This is a genomic window from Aestuariivita boseongensis (assembly GCF_001262635.1).
Taxonomy (GTDB): Bacteria; Pseudomonadota; Alphaproteobacteria; order Rhodobacterales; family Rhodobacteraceae; genus Aestuariivita; species Aestuariivita boseongensis.
On record NZ_JXYH01000051.1, the window covers coordinates 1 to 21,873 of the forward strand.

The 21,873-nt window shown below is 60.8% G+C and carries 17 protein-coding genes, 1 tRNA gene and 2 pseudogenes; 8 read left to right on the plus strand and 12 right to left on the minus strand.

Annotation, left to right across the window (positions count from 1 at the left end; genetic code table 11):
- The 4 genes and pseudogenes from TR61_RS20280 to TR61_RS20415 form a co-directional block, all read left to right on the plus strand.
- The coding region (locus TR61_RS20280; RefSeq protein ID WP_216595417.1) for a hypothetical protein at nt 1-268 on the plus strand (268 nt) is incomplete at its 5' end.
- Between the two features lie 673 nt (nt 269-941).
- Nucleotides 942-1,631, plus strand: coding sequence for a cytochrome c (locus TR61_RS16190; protein ID WP_245626906.1), 690 nt, complete (start codon nt 942-944; stop codon nt 1,629-1,631).
- Nucleotides 1,632-1,740: 109 nt separating this feature from the next.
- Nucleotides 1,741-2,034 (plus strand): annotated as a pseudogene (locus tag TR61_RS20575) (DUF1330 domain-containing protein).
- 102 nt (nt 2,035-2,136) lie between these two features.
- A pseudogene (locus tag TR61_RS20415) lies at nt 2,137-2,312 on the plus strand (integrase); the annotation flags it as partial.
- A gap of 315 nt (nt 2,313-2,627) precedes the next feature.
- On the opposite strand, the gene TR61_RS16195 reads toward TR61_RS20415, so the two are convergent.
- The 8 genes from TR61_RS16195 to TR61_RS16230 all read right to left on the minus strand — a co-directional run bounded on the left by TR61_RS16195 (nt 2,628) and on the right by TR61_RS16230 (nt 13,358).
- A complete protein-coding gene (locus tag TR61_RS16195) occupies nt 2,628-2,897 on the minus strand; it encodes a DUF4242 domain-containing protein (protein WP_245626907.1) in 270 nt (89 codons plus the stop codon).
- 16 nt (nt 2,898-2,913) lie between these two features.
- Nucleotides 2,914-6,498: an AAA family ATPase gene (locus TR61_RS16200; RefSeq protein WP_050931570.1), complete on the minus strand. Its 3,585-nt coding sequence runs from the start codon at nt 6,496-6,498 to the stop codon at nt 2,914-2,916.
- A 101-nt stretch (nt 6,499-6,599) separates the two neighbouring features.
- On the minus strand, nt 6,600-8,036 hold the full coding sequence (locus TR61_RS16205) for an FAD-binding oxidoreductase (protein WP_050931571.1): 1,437 nt from the start codon (nt 8,034-8,036) through the stop codon (nt 6,600-6,602).
- 672 nt (nt 8,037-8,708) lie between these two features.
- Nucleotides 8,709-8,783, minus strand: a tRNA-Glu gene (locus TR61_RS16210).
- A gap of 91 nt (nt 8,784-8,874) precedes the next feature.
- Nucleotides 8,875-10,614 (minus strand): single-stranded-DNA-specific exonuclease RecJ, encoded by a 1,740-nt coding sequence (gene recJ / locus TR61_RS16215; protein WP_050931572.1) that lies wholly within the window; start codon nt 10,612-10,614, stop codon nt 8,875-8,877.
- Nucleotides 10,615-10,675: 61 nt separating this feature from the next.
- Complete coding sequence (glpX, locus tag TR61_RS16220; protein WP_050931573.1) at nt 10,676-11,641, minus strand: class II fructose-bisphosphatase; 966 nt, start codon at nt 11,639-11,641, stop codon at nt 10,676-10,678.
- A gap of 39 nt (nt 11,642-11,680) precedes the next feature.
- Entirely contained in the window at nt 11,681-12,967 is a 1,287-nt protein-coding gene (locus TR61_RS16225; RefSeq protein ID WP_050931574.1) for a homoserine dehydrogenase, read from the minus strand.
- A 70-nt stretch (nt 12,968-13,037) separates the two neighbouring features.
- The gene (locus tag TR61_RS16230) at nt 13,038-13,358 is read right to left on the minus strand and encodes a hypothetical protein (protein ID WP_050931575.1); all 321 of its coding nucleotides are present in this window, start codon (nt 13,356-13,358) and stop codon (nt 13,038-13,040) included.
- Between the two features lie 80 nt (nt 13,359-13,438).
- On the opposite strand from TR61_RS16230, the gene TR61_RS16235 reads away from it, so the two are divergent.
- The 3 genes from TR61_RS16235 (at nt 13,439) to TR61_RS16245 (ending at nt 15,620) form a co-directional block, all read left to right on the plus strand.
- Nucleotides 13,439-14,029, plus strand: a complete 591-nt coding sequence (locus TR61_RS16235) for a TetR/AcrR family transcriptional regulator (protein ID WP_050931586.1) — start codon at nt 13,439-13,441, stop codon at nt 14,027-14,029.
- A gap of 102 nt (nt 14,030-14,131) precedes the next feature.
- Complete coding sequence (locus TR61_RS16240) at nt 14,132-15,088, plus strand: NAD(P)-dependent oxidoreductase (RefSeq protein ID WP_050931576.1); 957 nt, start codon at nt 14,132-14,134, stop codon at nt 15,086-15,088.
- A 61-nt stretch (nt 15,089-15,149) separates the two neighbouring features.
- Nucleotides 15,150-15,620: a hypothetical protein gene (locus tag TR61_RS16245; protein ID WP_050931577.1), complete on the plus strand. Its 471-nt coding sequence runs from the start codon at nt 15,150-15,152 to the stop codon at nt 15,618-15,620.
- On the opposite strand, the gene TR61_RS16250 is transcribed toward TR61_RS16245, so the two are convergent.
- From TR61_RS16250 to TR61_RS16260, 3 genes are read right to left on the minus strand one after another with little or no spacing between them, the layout of a single operon-like run.
- The gene (locus tag TR61_RS16250) at nt 15,617-16,177 is read right to left on the minus strand and encodes a TadE/TadG family type IV pilus assembly protein (RefSeq protein WP_245626908.1); all 561 of its coding nucleotides are present in this window, start codon (nt 16,175-16,177) and stop codon (nt 15,617-15,619) included. The two genes, TR61_RS16245 and TR61_RS16250, sit on opposite strands and share 4 nt — an antisense overlap.
- A 3-nt stretch (nt 16,178-16,180) precedes the next feature.
- Nucleotides 16,181-16,714 (minus strand): TadE/TadG family type IV pilus assembly protein, encoded by a 534-nt coding sequence (locus TR61_RS16255; RefSeq protein ID WP_342669449.1) that lies wholly within the window; start codon nt 16,712-16,714, stop codon nt 16,181-16,183.
- Complete coding sequence (locus TR61_RS16260; protein WP_172677003.1) at nt 16,714-18,417, minus strand: Tad domain-containing protein; 1,704 nt, start codon at nt 18,415-18,417, stop codon at nt 16,714-16,716. Before TR61_RS16260 ends, TR61_RS16255 begins: the two co-directional genes overlap by 1 nt.
- 425 nt (nt 18,418-18,842) lie before the next feature.
- On the opposite strand from TR61_RS16260, the gene TR61_RS16265 reads away from it, so the two are divergent.
- Entirely contained in the window at nt 18,843-20,279 is a 1,437-nt protein-coding gene (locus tag TR61_RS16265; protein WP_050931580.1) for a Glu/Leu/Phe/Val family dehydrogenase, read from the plus strand.
- An 85-nt stretch (nt 20,280-20,364) separates the two neighbouring features.
- Here the strand turns inward: TR61_RS16265 and TR61_RS16270 are convergent, their stop codons facing one another.
- Entirely contained in the window at nt 20,365-21,504 is a 1,140-nt protein-coding gene (locus TR61_RS16270; RefSeq protein WP_050931588.1) for an alpha-hydroxy acid oxidase, read from the minus strand.
- Nucleotides 21,505-21,873 lie beyond the last annotated feature (369 nt).

Below are 21,873 nucleotides of genomic sequence, written 5' to 3' on the forward strand. Positions count from 1 at the left end.
GCTGGCGGCCCAGATGGCCGTAACGCATGTCTGCGCGATGGATGCATCCCGTCGGTATCATTGGGGAAGTACTCTGGCTCAAAAAGACAGCGCAGAACGAGCTATGACAAAGCTCACGCGCACCTTCACCATCCAGATGGAAGCGCTGAAAAAGAACCGGGCCAAGGCTCAACAAGTCGTTCGGGTTGAACGCGTCAATGTAGAGAGCGGCGGACAAGCCATCGTGGGCGATGTCACCACCCAGGGGAGGGGTAGCCGTGAAAAGTGACGGTAACCCCATAGACCCCACTCAGAGGCTCAGAGACGCGCCCAGATGCACGGCCATGGCCAAGTCAACGCGACAGCGGTGCTGTAACCCCGCCAAGCGCGGGTGGTCCGTGTGCCGCCTCCATGGCGCAGGCGGTGGTGCTCCGCGTGGGGAGACGCACCCCAACTTCAAGCACGGTCTGCGCAGCAAGGAAGTGGAAACTCTGCGGAAACTGGCCAGCCTGCTCGGAAAAAACGCGCGGGCGCAGGGTTTGTGATGGATAGGTCAAGGCCCGCAAGCCTATTCAAACCGGTTATCCGACAAAAAGACTCAGATGACTGCTCTGAGCCCAAGGCGGACGTAAAAATCATCAGTAAAACCGCACAACTGAGACGGTAGTGCGCGCTCGGTCGTGTCTGCCCAACCACCAAAGCCATCTACAATTTGTACTTCTGAATTAGGTGGCGCGCATGGCTCGCGTCAAAAAACTTTGGAAAATTCGCTTGCTATGCCATCCTTTGGAGAACAGGGGGGTACAGACATGAAAACCATTGGCTTGGCGGGAATTGCCATTATCTGCGGCACAATAGCGTTTGCAGCACCGACTTTGGAGAGAGGCGAGTACCTTGTCGAAGGACCTGCCGCCTGTGGCAATTGTCACACGCCGATCGGACCCAACGGACCCGTTATGGAGATGAACCAAGCCGGCCGGCTGGTGGAAAAGACACCGGGCTTTACCGCGATTGCGCCCAATATCACTCCGGGTGGACGTGTGGCGGATTGGACAGACGAGGAATTTGCCCGGGCAATCCGGGAAGGTGTCACTCCGGGTGGATCGCGGGTGATCGGGCCCCCAATGCCCATCGCACTCTACAGTCGGTTGTCGGACGACGACGTAATGTCGATCGTTATGTATCTTCGAAGCCTGCCCGCGGTGGAGAATGACCCCGGCGAAAGCGTGTATGACATACCGTTACCGCCAGCATACGGACCGCCCGTTACGAGTGTCGCGCATCCAGAAGAAGGTGTGACAGTCGAATATGGAGAGTATCTGGCCGGACCGGTGGCGCATTGCATTGAGTGTCACAGCCCAATGGGGCCCATGGGACCTGATTGGGTCAACCAACTTGGTGCGGGCGGTTTCGAGTTCCACGGCCCGTGGGGGACATCGATTTCGTCCAACCTGACCTCCCATCAAGAGGACGGTATAGTGGAATGGACAGATGCCGAGCTTAAGCAAATGATCACAAGCGGCGTTAGGCCTGGCGGTACACCGATGCTGCCGCCCATGGGTTACGGATACTACAGCCGGATGACGCCCGAGGATATCGACGCGATAATTCTATACTTACGCCAACTCCCTCCGCTACCGGACCCAGGCTGAATGGTATGACACTAATTCCATGCCTTCGATCGTTGACATCCTGACAGTTGCCCGTGCGCAAACAGGATATCCACTCATAGCTGAGGAACATTAGGACAAAGAAAATATCATGCCAGCCTACGTAATCGGTCAGTTCGACATACATGACCCGGACGCATATCAAGCCTACCTCGATGGGTTCATGCCAAGCTTTCTTCGTCATGGAGGGGAGCTCCTGGCAACATCGCGCGCTGAGACCGATGTTCTTGAGGGATAATGGGCGAAACCTCGCACTGTGATCATGCGGTTTCCGTCTGTGGTAAAGGCAAAAGCATGGCACAGCGACCCGGATTACAAAGAGCTGGCAAAAATCCGTCTTGCGACAGCCTCGACCAATCTAGTTGTAGTCGACGGGATCGGGTGAACGCCAACATCTACGACGAATGTGAGCGCCGTCACGCTGAGCAGCCGTTTGTCTAAATTATCTGAAATGATCGGTGTGAGCCCTGATTAGACTGGGCATGCCGCCTCATATGGCACGCACTCGCTACGCAGGACCAAGGCAGCGCTGATTTATCGGAAGACAGGCAATTTGCGCGCGGTTCGTTGCTGCTCGGCCATACAAACGTGGACAGCACGGTTCGATACCTCGGCGTCGAACTCGATGATGCGTTGAGTATTGCCGAGAAGATCGACATCTGAAGCTTTGGCGGACGGCACCAGTTGTCCGCCATCCCAGACCGGACGCCGCAATAAATGACCCCAGCGTCCGCTCAGATTCCGAAGGCGACTTTGGTGATGAGAACAGCGTTCATTGCAGAGGCCAGAATAACAACCATCGCTGCAATCAACGCCAATCTCGGTTTTGCTGGCAAAGCCGCAGTACCTTGGCGAAAAGAACGATCACCGAAAGCACAAATCCGACAACCCGTGAGTCAAATGCATGTAAGCGCTCTGAAGCACCAGCGCCTCAGAGCATCGCCATTTCAAGCGTACATTTCAGGCTGGCCTGCCGGATCAGGCGAAAATACCCGGATCGATGCGGTCCACCGGCGTGATGACGTCGGCTGGTATATTCAGGCGTGCCGCCGCGCTGCGCAAACTGTCTTCGTCCGGCGCTTCATAGAGGCAATAGGTTTTCTTCTTATCCGCACTGAGAAACGAAAAAATCCACTCGACGCCTTCCTCATCATTGATCTCTTTGATGTGTTTCTTCGCGTCGTCGTCGACTTCCAGCTTCTCGGCAAATTCTCTTTCAATAATGTATCGTGGCATTGCGTCCTCCATCGCACGCCGGCCAAGCCTACGCCGCTTGGTGCTCAAGCCTTGCCGTAAGGGCAACCATACCCAGTTCCCGCGCCGTTGCCAACGCCTCCGCCTCCAATACGATCGCACGCCGCAGATCAGCCTTGCGTCCCCGCCGCCGCAGAGCCGCCGCAAAGGCCGCCTTGCTGTGTGCCAGCCAGGGCGGCGCATGCATGCGCCTGTCCACATCAAGAGCGGTCTCAAACATCGCTTCGCAGTCCTCCCATGATCCCATCAATGCGGCCAGGCTGCCCAACCGACGCGCCGCCGCGCCCGAACAAACCGTCGTTGCACCCGCGGTCACGGTCATATGTTCGTAAGGCAACAGCATGTCATAGATGGTGGCCGCATGTTCACGGCTATCAACCGCCACGCAAACATCGGCCAGATAGGACAGGGTCGTGGAATACATTGCGTCGCGGGGCAGTTGGAACCCAGTTTCGGCCAGCTCGTTCAGAATCCGTTCTGCCGCATCAACAAAGCCCAGTTCGGCCGCGATCAGGCCAAACCCGGGCTGCCACGTGGTGTCTTCCGGGTTTTTGGACATGAGTCGCTTGATAACCGGGGCGACCTCCTGCAGCCTGCTCTGCTCGCGCCGGATGGTGAACATCTGGACGCCAAACACGCCCTCAACATGCTCTCCGTGGGTCTGGCGACCGATCTGCACCGCTTCGTTGGCGAAGTTCTCCGCTTGGGCGAATTGTCCTTCCAGTATCGCAACCATCGCGCGGGCATGGACCTGGACCCAGTAGAGCTGCAGATGGTTGTCCTTCTCGGAAATCTCGGTCAGCAACTGCAGAGAATGATCCATCAGCGCGCGATCGGCCATTTCGGCGCCCACGAACAGGCTCAGCGTCCTGTCCCGCCCCTGATCGATGTTGTTCAGCTTTTCGGCAACCGCGTGCATCTGTTCAAGATTGTCGCGCCAGTTGTACCGTTCTTCCTCGCTGCGGGCGATGAAGGGCGCGCCGAAACGCGACATCATCACGGAAAACTGGGCCTTGTGATCCCCTAGCTTGGCTGCCAGTTCCATGGCCTTGCGGCCGTACTGGCTGCTTTTTTCCAACCGTCCGGTGAACATATACGCGCGGGCAAGCTGGCTCAGCAGACTGGTGCGCCGCCGCTCATCCTGTTCGGGCAGATCGTTCAGAGCCGCCCGGCAATAGTTGATGGCATCGCGATGCCAATCGCCAGCCATCATTGCGGTGTCCGCAAAGTGGTTCGCCGCATCCGCGGCAAGTTCCGGGTTCTTGATATGGCGCGCAGCGACCAGGGCCTCTTCCAACAGCTCTATACATTCGGGCAATCGGCCCAGGCTGTCATAACCGCGGCCGACCAGGATCTTGGCGGCGATCATCTCCGGGCAGGCGGCGTCCCCAAGATGCTGCGCGGCTTGCAGTGTCTCCTGCGCATTGGCCATGGCCTCGCGACTGGCCGAGCGCGCCAGCGCCATTTCTGAGGCCATGCGCCACCGTTCATACGCCCCGGACCAGTCTTCGGCTTGGGTCAGGTGCCACGCCACAAGCTCGGGCTGTCTTTCCACTTCGGCGGCGCGCATCCGGGTCATGGCGCTGGCCACGCGGGCATGGTGTTGCCTGCGGGTGGACACCAGCATGGACTGATACGCGGTATCGCGAATAAGCGCGTGCCTGAACACGTATCGCCCGCGACCGATGCCGCTCTCGAAGATCAGCCCTGCTTTGCGTAACTCATCCAGGCTAGACGGAATGTCGATTTGCCCATTGCCCACGGTCTCGGCAAGAAGCTCGGGTTCAAACTCGCGCCCGATCACGGCTGCAGCCAGCGCAACCTGCTTGGCATGGGGTGACATTGCATCCAAACGCGCCATCAACGCGCCACGTAGGGATGTGGGCACATTGTCGATGTCCTGACCGTCCGAGGCAATTATCGTCCGGGTCAATTCCTCGACGAACAGCGGGATACCATCGGTCTTTTCAATTATCAGGTCGATCAACGCGGGGCTGGGTTCGTCCCCGGTGATGTTTCGTACCAGGTCAGATACGTGATCGGCATCGAACCGGCGCAGGCGCAGGGACTGGACATGTGCGTCCCCCTCATCCTGCTCCATTGACCATTCCGGCCGGTGCGTGATCAGGACAAACAGCGGCAGATCCACACAGACATCCTTGAACCTGTCGATCAGTGCGTGTGTCGAGGGATCGATCCAATGGGCGTCTTCGACAAACAAGATAACCGGGCGCTGTTCGGCACGCAACTTCACGGTGTTGATAAGCGTCTGGATGGTGATATCGCGTTGCTCTTGCGGGGACATGGCCAGCACGTCTCTGGCCATCGTGCTGCGCGGCGCGACTAGCGCAGCGAAAACCGGCAAGACCTGCCGCCAGTCCAGCCCGGGGCGCGCCTCGAGCATCGCGCGCACGTTTTTCAAAACCCGGTCGTCATCAAAATCGGGTTCCACGCCGGCATCTTGCGAAATGCGCTCGGTCACCGGGTGAAACGGGCTGCTGGTCAGATAGGGGGAACAATTCAACCGGATGATATCTGCCGCTTCGACCACGCTGGGTTCAGACAGAAACGCCTCGGTCGTTCTGGATTTGCCGATGCCTGCTTCGCCCGTCAGCAAGACAACCTCGCCCTTTCCGTCCTGCGCGCGCTGCCACGCCTGCCGCAGGATGTCACGTTCCAGCGTGCGGCCGATCATCACGTCGGCCGAACTTTCGCTATGGGCCGCATGAAACCGGCTCTCGGCATCCCGTTCGGCCGTGACTTGCAACAAAGCATAGGACGTGTCGAACCCTTTGAGCGATACGTCACCCATCGGCACAAACTCGAACATTTTCTTCAGCGATGCTTCGGTACCTACCTCAGGCATAACTATGCAGTTTGGCGGGGCGTGTGATTGGATGCGTGCCGCCAGATTTAGGATCGGACCGGTCATCGCCCCTTCCTCATAGGTGTTTTCGCCGATTGCATCACCCACCACGACCTCGCCGCTGGCGATACCCATCCGAACGGACAGGGGCGCGCCATCCGGCGCGGTCTGACCCGTCACGCGCTGTACGATGTCCAGACCTGCCTTGATCGCCCGCACGGCGTGATCTTCGTAGGCCCGCGGCCAGCCAAAGAATATCAACACGCCATCGCCCATATATTTTGCCACATATCCGCCATAGCGGCTGACGGCCCCCGCGACGGCGTCCTGATACCGCTGCAAAAGACCGCGCATGTCCTCGGGATCAAGTCGGTTTGTCAGTTCTGTCGATCCGACCAGATCTGCAAACATCACTGTCAGATGTCGACGCTCGGCCGGCGCGGCGGAATCTGGCTCATCCGTTGCGGCCTGCGTCAGGGTCACGGGCGGAGGGGGCGTCTTGGTGTCAGGCTCCGCGTGGTCTTGCGCCCCTTCATCGGCTGCCTCGGGCGACAGGTCGGCCAGCGCTGCAAGGATCAGCTTCCTGTGCCCCAGACTGACCCCAAGCTCTTTCAGGTCATCGCCCGTCAGCAGGGGCAGAACCCGGTCATCCACGTCGTTTTCGCGAAAGGCGTCGACGTATTGATCCAGGCCCAGGTCACTCAGCCATGTCTCGATGTGCAGTGTCATTTTCCTAGAATGCGCGTTTCAACCATGACAAGCAAGTTTACCCCTGCACAGGCGCCCGGGCCTGCACCGACGTGCGGGCCCGGGCGTTTGCACCATGCTTGCTACTCGGCCGCCTCCTGCGTCCGAGCGGGTGGAATGTTGTGATTGCAACGGAAGAAGTTGTCCGGGTCATAGACCGCCTTGACCTCGGACAGCCGCTTCATGTTCGGCCCGTATACTGTACTGACACGGTCGGCCTCGTCGTCGGGCATGAAGTTCACATAGGCACTGCCCGTCGCATAGGGCTTCATATCGTCAAAGAGCTTTCGCGCCCAAGTGATGCAGGCATCATCCTGCGCTGCATGGCTCCAGCGCGTGTGTACATTCATGATGAAATGCGCGGACCTCTCGGAATAGGCCGTGGCATCTGGTGATACCCGCGCCATGGCCCCGCCGACATGGGCGATGAACACTTCCGACTGCGGATCGGGCAGTTGGCCGATGGCATCGACCAGCGTGGTAATCGCATCATCCGGCAGATACTCGAAATCATGGCTTTTCCAATAATTCCTCGCACCCGGTGTCAAAAGCGGATCGAACGCAGCCTGCCAGCCCACGAAGGGGTGCGGTCCGATCACATCGACAATTGGCGACCCCAGCGCCCGCAGACCTGCAAGCGCCTTTTCGCCCTCGGCCATGTCACCACAATAGCATGCAGCAAATATCAAGACCTCCTTTCCGTGCCATTCCTCCGGCAGGAACGGCAAGGGCGGCGCCTTGCGCATCACCGACCAGACGGTCAGCTTGTCATCGGCGCCATCGATGATTGTTCTGAGCCCGCCCAGCAATTCGGCCGCTTCGGAGATCGGGTGCACGATTAGCCCCGACATCACCTCGGGCCCCAGCGCATGCAGCCGGAAATGGAACGCCGTGACGACGCCGAAATTCCCGCCCCCACCGCGCAGCGCCCAGAACAGATCTGCGTTCTGCGTGTCGTCGCATGTCAGGATGGTACCATCTGCGGTGACGACTTCTGCTGCAAGCAAGTTGTCGATCGTCATGCCGAACCGGCGCGTGGTCCAGCCAAAACCGCCTCCAAGCGTCAGTCCCGCAATCCCGGTTGTCGAATTGATGCCCGTCGGAACAATCAGCTCATGGGCCTGGGTTTCCTTGTCCACGTCGCCCAGCAGGGCGCCTGGCTCAACCCGGGCGGTTTTGGCCACGGGGTCGACGCTGACCGAGGTCATGGATGACAGGTCCAGCAAAAGCGCGCCATCCGCCACCGCATGCCCGGCGATTTGATGCCCGCCGGCCCGAATTGCCATCAAGAGATTGTGCGCGCGGGCAAACGCAACGGCCTGCTGGACGTCGCTTGTACCTGCGGCATGCACCACCAATCCCGGGCGGCGATCCACCATCGCGTTCCAAAGGGTCCGCGCGTCGTCATACCCCGGGTCACCATCCCGGGACACGCTCCCTCTGAGGGATGCATCCAGCGTTTCTATCGTTTCGGGCGCTACACGTGCTGTACCGCCATCCAATGTGGTGATCTGAATCATGGTCTCCTCCACTTTCCGGACGGCAAGGGACCGCCCTTAGGCAAGGATATCTGATGTCAGCCTCTTTCGGTGTGAACTGGATCACAAACGGCGGATTTTGGATCTATTGCATTGAAACCAAACTTGAAAACCATAGCTCCGCAAGCAAACCCTTGTCACGCTCAGCTGTTCGGGCTCTGCGAGATCCGCAATGCCGTGGACCGCTTTTTCCGCATGTGAGACATCGAAAGCTCGCGCGTTGAACGACCAGTTTGGGTCTGGCTCATTTTGCGCGAGTTTAACAACTGCTTTCGGGAAACTGAGCTGCACTGCAGCGATGATGTGGCTGAAGTAAAGGGAGCTAATCGATAACCGATGCCGCTGGTGCATCAGGCCGGTTTGTCCGCAACCCGGTCGTTGCTCGGATTTTGTTGAACGCCCGCTGTTGGTAAAAGCTTCCGTTGAGGCTGGGGGCAGTTTTGGGGAGCAACAAACGCAAAGCAGCGGTAGCTTGGGGTGGTCGTCAGCAAGAGCAAAAATTTTGTCATTACCGCGCGCTGCTACACCTGATTGGACGACTCATATTCCCGAAATATCCGGGGCGGTCCAAGTAAGCGTGGGGGATTTTCTGGGGGACGTTAGTTTTGCAATCAGAGATTTTCTCATGAAAATCAAAGATTTGGCTCAATAAGGTGGCAGCCCGTAGGGGAATCGAACCCCTCTTTCCAGGTTGAAAACCTGGCGTCCTAACCGATAGACGAACGGGCCACTTCAGGTCGTGAGCGGGTGATTATGAAATCGGACGCCCGCGTGCAAGCAGAAAGTTGCGTCGAAGGGCGCTTTTTTCATGGGCAGGGGGTTACGCAGGCGCCGCGTCTTCCACACGCATTTGCACGCGCTGGCGGCCGCCCCAGTGATTGATCTCCAACCGGCCTGCCAGATGATATCGCGCACCATCTCCGGCGCTCAGCCGGGGGCCCAGATCGCTCTCAAACGCGCCAAAACAGATTGCGTCCAACCCAGCCCCCATCCCGTCCGAGATCGTCAGTTTCAAATGCGTCTCGCCCACGCGCTTGGCAAATTTTATCTGCATCTCCGGCAAAGCAAAACGCGGCGCGGGGGAGGAGGCACCGAAGGGCCCGGCATCCTCCAGCGCTGTGATCAACTCGGGCGTTGCAGCCCCCGGCATCAGCGCGCCGTCCAGGCGCAGATCGGCGGGGCCGGCCTCACCGGCGCCTTGTTTGGCCAAAAGCTCCGACAGCCGCGCCATCGCGGGCTCCAACTGATCGCGCGCAACGGTCAGGCCCGCGGCCATCTTGTGCCCGCCGCCCTTGATCAGCAGCCCCTCTTGCGCCAGCCGCTGGATCGACGCGCCCAGATCCACGCCAGAGACCGAGCGCCCAGATCCCTTGCCCTCGTCCCCATCAAATCCGATGACAATCGCGGGCCGGTTCGCGGTTTCCTTCAGGCGGGAGGCGACGATCCCCACGACCCCGGGATGCCAGCCTTCCCCCGCGGCCCAGACCAGCGGCGCGTCCAGACCCCGCTCCTCGGCCTGGTCCAGCGCGGCCAAACGCACCTGCGCCTCGATCTCGCGCCTCTCGGCGTTCAGCTCTTCCAGCCGCGCGGCCATGGCGCTGGCTTCATGCGGATCGGCGGTGGACAGCAAGCGCGCGCCCAAATCGGCTTGCCCGATCCGGCCCCCGGCATTCACGCGCGGGCCCAGCACAAATCCCAGATGATAGGCTTGCGGGGCCGTATCCAAACGCGCCGCATCGGCCAGCGCCACCAAGCCAGGGCGATGCCTGCGCCCCATCACGGTCAACCCTTGGCGCACCAAGGCCCGGTTTACGCCGGTCAGCGGCGCGACATCGGCCACCGTGGCCAGCGCGACCAGATCCAGAAGCGACATCAGATCAGGTCCGGTCTTGCCCGCCTCGCGCAATTGCCGCCCGGCTTCGACCAGCATCAGAAACACAACCGCTGCCGCGCAAAGATGGCCCAGATCGCCGCTTTCATCCTGCCGGTTGGGGTTCACGACCGCTAAAGCAGGGGGCAGGGTCTCCCCGCCCAGGTGGTGATCCAGCACCACGACATCCGCGCCCTCCGCCGCCGCCAAAGCGTCATGAGACAGCGTCCCGCAATCCACACACAGGATCAGATCGTGATCGCGCGCCAGCGCCGCCATCGCGAGTGGGTTCGGGCCGTACCCCTCATCAATACGGTCCGGCACATAGAGTGTGGCGCTCAACCCCATGTCGCGCAGCCACCAGATCAGCAGCGCCGCCGAGCTGCCGCCATCCACATCATAATCGGCAAAGATCGCAATCTGCTCGCGCCGCTCCACCGCCTGAAGGAACCGCGCCGCAGCCCGCTCCATATCCTTCAATGATCTCGGATCGGGCAGCAGATCCCGCAACAAGGGCTTCAGATAGGCCTCGGCGGTTTCCGGCCCCACGCCTCGACGGGCGAGAACCAAGGCCACCGGATGTGGCAGATCACAGCCCTGAACCAAAGCTTCCGCCGCGCGGTCAATACCGGCGTCTGGACCAACCCAGCGCCGACCCGTCATCGACCGCTCCACCCCCAGAAAGCTCACGCGCCCTCCTGCTTCTTTCTGGCCTCAAATACCCAAAACGCCCGCAGGGCGCTTCACCCCGTTACTCCACGGGCGTGCGGTATTCCATCCGGCGCACCGATCCGGTCTTCGAGCGCATCAGCAGCGTCTCGGTCGTCACCCAACCCGGCTCACGCCGAATGCCAGGCAGCAGGCTGCCACCTGTCACGCCGGTTGCGGCGAAAATCACATCCTGGGTGACCATTTCATCGCGGGTATAGACGCGGTCCAGATCGGTGATCCCGGCCCGCGTGGCGCGAGAGACCTCATCGTCATTGCGGAACAGAAGCCGTCCAAAGATCTGGCCACCCATGCATTTCAGTGCAGCCGCCGCGAGCACCCCTTCGGGCGCGCCGCCCGTGCCCATATACATGTCGATGCCGGTGACATCGGCTTCGGCGCAGTGCATCACGCCTGCAACGTCGCCATCGGTGATCAACCGGATTGCCGCACCGGTGGAGCGGACACCCGCAATCATCTCTTCATGGCGCGGGCGTTCCAGGATGCAGACGGTGATATCGGACGGCTTGCAGCCCTTCGCTGCGGCCAATGCCTCCACCCGCTCCGAGGCGCTCATGTCCAGATTGACAACACCCGGTTCAAAGCCCGGACCCACCGCCAGCTTTTCCATATAGACGTCAGGCGCATGCAGCATCGACCCGCGCGGCCCCATGGCGATCACGGTCAGTGCGTTGGGCATATCCTTGGCGGTCAGTGTCGTGCCTTCCAGCGGGTCCAGAGCAATGTCCACACCGGGGCCGTTCCCGGTACCCACCTCTTCGCCGATATAGAGCATCGGCGCTTCATCGCGTTCCCCTTCGCCGATCACGACAACGCCCGCGATATCCAGCAGGTTCAGCTGTTCGCGCATGGCATTCACGGCGGCCTGGTCGGCGGCTTTTTCATCGCCACGTCCGATCAGATCGGCCGAGGCCAGCGCGGCCTGTTCAGCCACCCGCGCCAGACCCAATGAGAGCATGCGGTCGTGAAATTCGGTATCGTCACTCATAAAAAGCTGTCCCTTATCATCCTGCCGCCTGGGGCGGTCTTATACATGTTCAATGCGCAACGCGACCGGTGGCGCCATCACCACATCGGTCTGGCCCATGGCGGCCAGCGCCTCGTCCAGCGCCGCGCGCGAGGTCTTGTGCGTCACGATCAGCACAGGCGCGTTCGTGTCGTCGTGACCATATTGGCGCATCCGGTCGATCGAGATGCCGGAATTGCCCAAAATCGCCGCGATCTTGGCCAATGCGCCGGGTTTGTCCAAAAGCGTCATCCGCAGGTAATAGGGCGCTGGCAGTTCAGAGCGCGCGCTTTTCGCCGCTTCCAGTGTGGTGGCGGGCTGGCCAAAGACGGGCAGGCGGAACCCGCGCGCGATATCGCAGACATCGCCCATCACCGCGCTGGCGGTCGGGCCTTCGCCCGCTCCGGGGCCGCGCAGGACGATCTGTTCGACGGCATGGCCCTCGATCACAACCATGTTCGTGCCGCCCTCCAGCTGTCCCAGGGGCGAGTTGGCGGGCACAAGACAGGGCTGCATGCGCTGCTCCAATCCGCGGCCCGTGCGCTGCGCCACGCCCAGCAGCTTGATGCGATACTCCATGTCGGCCGCGGCGCGGATATCCTCGATCGACACGCGGGTGATGCCTTCCAGCTCGATTCCGTCAAAATCCGGTTTCGTGCCGAAGGCAATCGCCGACAGGATCGCCAGCTTGTGACCCGCGTCGATCCCGCCCACATCCAGCGTCGGATCCGCCTCCACATAGCCCAGCCCGTCGGCTTCCGCGAAGGCCTCCTCATAGGTCAGGCCCGCCTTCTCCATCCGGGTCAGGATATAGTTGCAGGTGCCGTTCATCACGCCCATGACGCGAGTGATTTCATTGCCTGCCAGCCCTTCGGTAAGCGCCTTGATCACGGGGATGCCGCCGGCCACAGCAGCCTCATACCGGATGACGCGGCCATGTTCCTCGGCCAGTTCGGCAAGCGCCTGACCATGAACGGCCAGCATTGCCTTGTTGGCGGTGACCACGTCCTTGCCGGCTTTCAGCGCCGCCTCGACCGAGGCTTTGGCAGGTCCGTCCGTGCCGCCCATCAGTTCGACATAGACATCGAGGTCATCGCGCGTGGCCAGCTTGACCGGATCGTCTTCCCAGTCATACCCGGCAAGCGACACGCCCCGGTCCTTGCCTTTTGTCCGTGCCGAAACCGCCGAAATCGTGATTTGCGTCCCGGTGCGCGCGCTCAGAAGGGTCGCTTGCTGGCGGACGATCTTGACGACACCGATGCCAACGGTGCCGAGGCCGGCTATGCCGAGACGAAGCGAAGCGGTCATGGAAATCCTCTTGAGGCTGCAGGCAACATTTGTCTCCTAGCCCGTTGCGGGGACGCGCGCAACCAGCGGGTCAGTCGGTCTGGATATCGCTGTTCAGCCTGCGCCGCGTTTCCTCGTCAATGCCGCTGGTGCGTTGCAGGCCAGCGGCCCGCGCCTGCAATCCCGCCGCACGGGCTTCCAGCCGTTCGGTGCGCTGAAGATCGGCCTCCGGATCGGGTGTATCCGGGCCCAGGATCTGCGCGACCGGCACAAGCTGAGGGTAATCTGCCTGTTCCAGCGCCGGATCCACGCTTGCATCCAGGTCGGGCGGGTCGGTACAGGCTGCCACCGCCAAAACGACCGCACAAAGCAGCAGCGTTTTTAACAGAGGGAGGGCGGGTGCGCGGATCATGTCACGAGTTGTGCCCCAAGCGCCCGGATCGCGCAAGCCGGGGCTTTTATCTGAACGTCTGTTCAGATAACCTGTCAGGCATGGCACGCACCGCTGGCTCCCATTCCGATATCACCGGACCGCGCATTCGCACCGCGGCGCTCCGGCTGTTTGCCCAAAGCGGGTTTGCCGCCGTCTCCATGCGCCAGATCGCGGGCGAGGTGGGCGTGCAGGTGGGCGCGCTTTACAACTACACCCCGGACAAGCAGACGCTGCTTTTCGCGCTGATGGACGAACATATGCAGTCGCTGCTGTCCGCGTGGGAGGAAGAACCCAAGGGCGACACGCCAAAAGCCCGGCTTGAGGCCTTTGCGCGCTTTCACATCCGATTCAACCTGGAACGGGCCGAGGCTGTCTTCATCTCCTATATGGAACTGCGCAACCTGACACCCGAGAACTTCCTCGCGATCGAAGCGCAGCGCCGCCGCTATGAAACCGCGCTGGAAGAGATCCTGAGCGATGGTGTGGCCGCTGGGGCCTTCACGATCAGCGATCCCAAAGTGGCTTCTCTGGCCATCATTGCGATGTTGACGGGAGTCAACACATGGTACCGCGCGGGCGGGCGCTTGTCGCTGGATCAGGTGCAAACCCTTTACTGGGACATGGTGCGCCAGATGGTGGGCGCGGACTGACGCGCAGGAAAGGGCTGGCCCGTCGCAGACAGGTCGCATTCAGGCGCGACGGGTCGCGATTTGCGTCTGAGTGTCGGCGCAAATGCACGAAGGGACAGCATCATGAAAATCGGTTTTATCGGTCTGGGCAATGTCGGTGGCAAATTGTCGGGCAGCCTGATCCGCAACGGGCAGGACGTCATGGTATATGACTTGAACCCTGACCTGGTGGCGGCCAAGGTTGCCACCGGGGCGACGGCGGGCGAAAGCCCCGCTCAGGTCATGCGCGACTGCGACGTGGTGATCACCTGCCTGCCCAGTCCCGCCGCCTCGGACGCGGTGCTGATGCAGATGCTGGCCGAAGTGGGTCCTGGCAAGATCTGGCTTGAGATGTCGACCACCGACGAGGCCGAGGTCAAGCGCCTGGGTCAAATGGTCATCGACAAGGGCGGTGCGGCGGTGGATTGCCCGGTGTCGGGCGGATGCCACCGGGCCGATACCGGCAATATCTCGATCTTCGCGGGCTGCGACCGGGCGACGTTTGAACGCATTCTGCCGCTTCTGACGATCATGGGGCGGCGTGTGCTGCATACGGGCGATATCGGCTCGGCCTCGATCCTGAAGGTGATCACCAACTATCTGGCCACCGCCAATCTGGTCAGCTGTGCCGAAGCGCTGACGGTCGCCAAGGGCGCAGGCATGGATCTGGGCACGGCCTATGAGGCGATTGCGATCTCGTCGGGCACGTCTTTCGTGCATGAAACCGAAAGCCAGGTGATTCTGAACGGGTCGCGCGATATTTCGTTCACGATGGATCTGGTGGCAAAGGATATCGGACTGTTTCAGCAGGTGGCCGACCGCGCCGGTGTGCCGCTTGAGGTGAACCCGCTGCTGATCTCGATCTTCCAGGACGGGATTGCACGGTTTGGGCCGCGCGAACTGAGCCCCAACATCATCAAACGGCTGGAAGAGGCCACGGGCCTTGATATCCGCGCGCCGGGGTTTCCGCCGGAGATGGTCGATGACGAACCAGAAGAGCCGGGGGCCGAGGTGATTGTCCGCCGCGCCGCCGCCGAATAGGGCTGTTTCCCTCGCTCCACTTGCGTTAGAGCCCTGACCGGACAGGAAAAAGGGACGCAACATGGCCGATCCGTTTCAGCCCCGGATAGCCGCATCGCAGCCGCGCAGATGGCTGGGCGTGGGTATGCTCGTTTTTCTGGGCGGGCTTTTGATCTATGTGGCTTTCACCACACCGCCCGATCCTGCCTGGCAGGTCTTTCTGCTGGTGATGGGCGGGGCGTCCCTGTGGCTGGGCGACAAGATGCGCAGGGCCACGGATGGCTGGATTGAATTGACCGATGAGGGGCTTGTCACCCAGTCGGGCGAGGTGATCGCCCGCATGGACGATATCGAGAAGGTCGAACGCGGGATGCTGGCCTTCAAACCATCGAACGGGTTCATGCTGAAAACCAAAACCCCGGCCGCCAACAGGTGGGAGCCGGGGCTATGGTGGCGGACGGGCCGCCGGATCGGGGTAGGGGGCGTCACGCCCGCTTCGCAATCCAAGGTCATGGCCGATCTGATCTCGGCCAGACTGATCGAGCGCGGTTAGGCCCCGCCGTCGAATACCACCTGCGGTGCGAAACGCGGCCGGGTAAAGATGAAATTGTCCATCGACCGTTCGCCCAGGCCCACTTGCAGGACCGGTTCCCAGGTGTTCCAGGTTTCGACGAGGATCACACGCTCCTCGTCGGGCATCACCGGCAGGCGGGTGGCGATATTCGCCATGTCGCCCTGGGTCAGCGCGGTCACCGTACCGCGCGCTTGTGACCAGTCCAGATAGAACTGGTTGTCCTCCGCGTCCCAGCGGATCACGGTGATGCGCAGCGACATCGGAGAATCCGTCCGCGTCAGCAGCTGGGTCATGTTGTACATCGAGTCGATGTAGGCCGGCGTCAGCGCCTGCGTCTCACGCGAGATCATGTCGCCGATCGTGTAGGCGGCGCGCAGGTTGATCGTGTTCTGACGGAAGCCGTCAAAGAACACATAGGTTGACGCATAGGTCCAGAAGAGCATCGGCATGATGATCGCGAATTCGATCGTGGCCGACCCGCTGGTGTCGCGGCGAAAGCGCTTCAGGGCGTTTTTCAGAGATGTCAGAATGGTCATGGCTTAGCTCGGCTCCTGAACGAAGGCAGCGGTTGCGACCAGCGGGAACATCAGGTTCCCATCAAGGTCCAGACTCTGTGACAGCCCGATATGGGGCAGGATAGGGTCATATTTCGCACAGACGCGCAGGAACATCAGTTCGTTGCTTGCACCGTTGACGAAGGACCGCACCGGTTCGATCGGCTGTGTTGCATCAATACAGTCGATATCCGTCGGCGGGTTCTGCCAGTTGAACGGGTCGATGCGGATCATCTCAAGCCGCACCGTGGTGCTGCAATCGTCGATGAACATGGCCCGGTCGCAGATCATGTCGCGGATCTGTGCATGTTGCGGCGCAGTGCCGGTGCCCAGTCGCAGATCGCGCACCGTGCTGTCCACTGCCCGTTCCAGCATGGAATGGTTGATGTGGATCATCCCAAGCTCGACCGCCCACATCAGTGTGGAAAACATCGGCACGAAGAGGATCGCGAATTCGATCGTGGCGTTGCCATCTTCCTTGCGGAAGAACCCACGGAAGGGCTTTGTCAGAAACCGCATCATTGTGTCAGCCTCAGTTTGTTGATCTGGCTCGCGATCGCGGTGAACGCATCGTCCAGGGCACCATTGGCCACTTCAAAGAAATGCGCGGGCGACGAAGCGCAGTTGCGCATCTCGGTCGAGGCACCCGCGGGCGCGTCAAACGCGATGGTATAGATGGTTACACCTTTGTTCTTGGCCAGGTCGCACTGAGCATAGAAACGGTTCAGGTTGGTCGACCGCGGGCTCAGCGTGTATTCGGGGTTTCCTTCCTGATTGTTGAATTCAACGGTCGCGTGGATCGGATCCAGCTTGTCGAACGGGCGGAACTGATCGGTGATCTGACCATCTGTCATCAGAACGATGTATTTGGTCGTATCCGCATCATCCCAGGCAGCAGGGCGATCTTCGACGCCATCAGGTACCAGCCCAAGGCCGTTCAGATGGCTGAACGCGGCGGATGTGCTGGGATCCAGCAGGGTCAAAGCCCACTTCATACCATAGAATGTGCCGGTCCCGTCATGCATGCGGATGCCATCGATGAAGTTGTGCAGAGCGGTTTCATCGGTCTGGGCGTACTGGATCGCCGTGTCATCGGACGGGCACCAACCCCAGTCCATGACCGAGGATGCGATGCTCCACTTCATGAAGTGCCCCACCTGTTCGGTGCTGCCCGATGGCAGATTTGAATGGGTGAAATCACCGCTTGTCATTTCCAGGCAGGATGACAGGTTGTTCGGCACGACCTCGCTGTAGAAATCGTTAAAGCTGATCGTAAGGTCCGTTTTGGTCCAGAAGTCCTTCGGCGCGGCGATCTGATCACCGGTCGTGGAATAGAAGAAGGTCGTTTCCTGCTGGCCGCCCTTGATCGACGCACCCAGAGCAGCGGCGCTCTCAGGCAGGGGGGCTCCGGTCCGTTCAGCCAGACGTTTAACGTAGGCCACAACGTATTCGTAATATTCGTTCAGGTTATCCTTGTCGAAACCCTCGACGTCAGCACCAGGGTAGTCTTCGATCTTCGCGCTGAAATCTTTGCCTTCTCCGGTATCCTCAACGTCTACTTCGCCGTTGCCATTCAGGTCGAACCACACAGCCACGTTCGAAATGTCCTGCTGCCATTCGTCGAACACATCGTTTTCACTGGTGCCGAAACGGCGGCCGCCCAGATATTCGAACATCTCGGGTCCGGGGTTGGTCTGGCCCGCATAGGGGATCAGGTTCACCGAGGTTACGGTATCGGTGCCGTTGCCCACATTGTTGCCTTCACCCAGCACACTGGACACGAAGTCGCGCGCGGCGGGGCGCAGCTCGTTCATGCGGTTCGAATAGCGCATCGAACCCGAGATATCGAGGACAAGCGAAATCTCGACATTGGGCACGGATTCCTGCGCGGCGCTGACGCTTTGAACGCCCAGCGTCTCATATCCGAACATCTGCATGAAGAAGGTGTCGACGTTCATATTGGCCTGCGCCGTCACCTGGCGCGATCCCAAGGTCGTCACGGGAACCACACTTGTCAGGCTGTCCGACAAACCGGCCTTGGCGAAGTAATCCTCCACCACGGCTTTCGGCTCCAGCGGCTGATCCATGTCGGCGGCAGCCAGCACGGCCCTGTCAAGGGTGTTCTGCAGTTGCACGCGGTCACGCTCGTACCGCATGATATCGACGCCGATACCGACGACCATGACCATGGCCATAATCAGCATCAGCCCGAAAATTGTCATTGCCCCATCCTCCCGGCGCCAGAATGACGCGGGCCGCAGCAGTGCGCTGCAGGCAGTGAATGTCTTGCGATAATCAAACGGTTTCATCGTTTCGCCTTTCTTGCAAACCTGAACGTCTTCAGGTGCCGGACACATTGCGGCAAGCATGGTATCGTCCCGGAACATGGCCAAATTGGGGCATTTCTCGTTCAAATTGAGGGGCTTGGCCTGTGGAGATGGCGACAGTTTCACGGTCTGATCCGCATTGTTGCCGCTGTGCGAACAGCGATGGCAATCTCTTGCTTTGCGGGGCTGGGAATGGGCGAAATTTGTATCCTGCTTAAAAAAGGTGCACTGATTTTACCAAGCCCTCATAGTGAGGGCATCAAAATCAGGCCGACTCGGGATCGCACCGGGCATATTCGCCAACAACAGGGACAGATTACATGAACCAAGCCGTCAAAGCCGAACCCAGCTTCCGCGAAAGCGTGGATTTGATGTTCAACAGGGCCGTTGCCCTGATGGACCTGGCTCCGGGGCTGGAGGAAAAGATCCGCGTCTGCAACTCCACCTATACGGTGCGTTTTGGTGTGCGGCTGCGCGGCCGGATGCAAACATTTACCGGCTACCGTTCGGTGCATTCCGAACATATGGAACCCGTGAAAGGCGGCATCCGCTACGCGCCCAATGTCCACCAGGACGAGGTGGAGGCGCTGGCGGCGCTGATGACCTACAAATGCGCCTTGGTCGAGGCGCCGTTTGGAGGCTCGAAAGGTGGGTTGCGCATCGATCCCCGTCAATATGACGAGCATGAGCTGGAACTGATCACCCGCCGCTTCGCCTATGAGCTGGCCAAGCGCGACCTGATCCACCCCTCCCAGAACGTGCCCGCGCCCGACATGGGCACCGGCGAACGGGAAATGGCCTGGATCGCGGACCAATATGCAAGGATGAACACGACCGATATAAACGCGCGCGCCTGTGTGACGGGCAAGCCGCTGAACGCAGGCGGCATTGCCGGCCGGGTAGAGGCGACGGGCCGGGGCGTGCAATACGCCCTGCGCGAATTTTTCCGGGATGAGCGGGACATGACCAAGGCCGGCCTCACCGGGTCACTCAATGGGAAAAGGGTGATCGTGCAGGGTCTGGGCAATGTGGGCTACCACGCCGCCAAATTCCTGATGGAGGAGGATGGCTGCGTGATCACCGGCATCATCGAACGGGACGGGGCGCTCTTTAACCCCAACGGCCTTGATGTCGAGGCGGTGCATAACTGGATCACAGGCCATGGCGGCGTGACTGGATTCCCCGATGCCGCCCATACAGCTGAAGGCGCCAGTGTCCTGGAAGAGGAGTGCGACATCCTGATCCCGGCGGCCCTTGAAGGGGTGATCAACCTGACGAACGCTGAACGCATCAAGGCCCCGCTGATCATCGAGGCCGCAAATGGCCCGATCACGGCAGGCGCCGATGATATCCTGCGCCAGAAAGGCACGGTGATCATTCCGGATATGTATTCCAACGCGGGTGGTGTGACGGTGTCCTATTTCGAATGGGTCAAGAACCTGAGCCATATCCGCTTTGGCCGGATGCAGCGTCGTCAGGAGGAGTCGCGCCACCAACTGGTCATTGACGAGCTGGAACGGCTGAGCGCCGACAGCGGCATCGGGTGGCAGCTGAGCCCCGATTTCAAACAGAAATACCTGCGCGGCGCGGATGAGCTGGAGCTGGTGCGCTCGGGCCTCGATGACACGATGCGGATCGCCTACCAGTCCATGCGCGAGGTCTGGCATTCCCGCGACGACGTGGATGACCTGCGCACCGCCGCCTATCTGGTTTCCATCGGCAAGGTTGCGGCCAGCTATCGCGCCAAGGGTCTGTAAAGGGCGCGCGGATTTTTCGAAAAATCCGCGTGTCTTACGTCAGCCGCCACAGCGAAGGACGGATTTTCGAAAATCCGTCCCCGCTCTATCCCAGCGCGACGGGTTTCGGGATCTCGCGCAGATTGCGTGCGCCCAGCTGGCCCATGTTCGAAATCATGTCCTTGCACAGCATGCCAAACAGGTAATCCGGCCCCTGCGGCCCCAACGCGGCCAGTGCGAAATGCCAGGCGCGTCCCAGCATCACGAAATCCGCGCCGCATGTCAGCGCCCGGAGAATATCCAGACCGCCCTCGACCCCGCTGTCAAAGATCAGGGGCAGGGCACTTGCCTCGCGGATCAGGGGCAGCATGTCGATCGCCGCAGGCGCACCGTCGAATTGACGGCCCGCATGGTTCGACACCCAGATCGCATTGACCCCGGCCTCTTCCAGGCCGGCGCAATCCTCGGGCCTGAGCACGCCCTTGACGATCAGCGGCCCGTCCCATTCGCGCCGCAGCCAGTCCAGATAGGCCCGGTCGGGCGAGGTGCGCAGCAGATATCCCACATGCGCCGTAGGTGGTAGCGTGCCGGGGGTGGAGGGCGCATATTTGTCAAACGTCCGCATCCAGGGCATCCCGCGCCGCGCCATGGTCAGCGCCCAGGCGGGCCTGATCGCCACCTGCGCCATCAGCCGTGGCGTGAGCTTGGGCGGCTGGCGCAGCCCCGACCGCGTCTGCCGCTCGCGGCGTGAGGCCACTGGCACATCCACCGTCAGCACCAGCGTGGTGAACCCGGCATCCCGTGCACGCGCCAGCATATCGCGTCGGATCTCTTCGTCGCGTGGCGGATAAAGCTGGTACCATCCATGCGCGCCCAGGGCGGGCGTAATATCCTCGGGGCTTTGGCTTGCGGCGGTCGACATGCAATAGGGAATGCCGTTTCTTGCCGCCGAACGGGCCAGGTGCCCCTCTGCATCGGCCCAGATCAGCCCTGACATGCCCACGGGCGCGATGCCGAACGGGGCAGGGAAACTTTGTCCCAGAAAGGTGGTCGACAGATCGGGCGCGAACTCCCCATGCAGGATCGACGGCATCATGCCAATCGCATCCAGCGCCACGCGATTTCGCGCCTTGGTTGCCTCGCTTCCGGTGCCGCTGTCCAGATATTCCCAAACGAATTTCGGCAGGCGCCTTTGCGCGGCCTGCTTCAGATCAGTCAGTCCGGGATAGCGTGAATCAAGATCCATGGCCGCTTTATGCCGGGGCGCGCGACCGCTGTCACGCGGCCGCGGCCCTGTTTCGCGCGAAACCTCTTGTCCGATGCACCCGTCGCCGGGTGCGCACACGCCGATCGCTTCGGGGCAACGCGCTGGGTTTTGGTTAATGTGCAGCGCATGAGCCACGGTGTTGATGGCCGCCAAACGCAAGGCGTCCTTGCAGAGTGCCAGATAATGGTGCAGAATCATGCCATTACCGTTGGCCACACAGGCAAAAAGAGCTGACGGCAAGCAGATAAGACCGCAAAGCGGCGAAACAGGCTGGGAGCAGCGATATGAGGCTGGTTATTCATTGTGGTTTGCACAAAACCGGGTCAACGACACTTCAATCCGCATTGG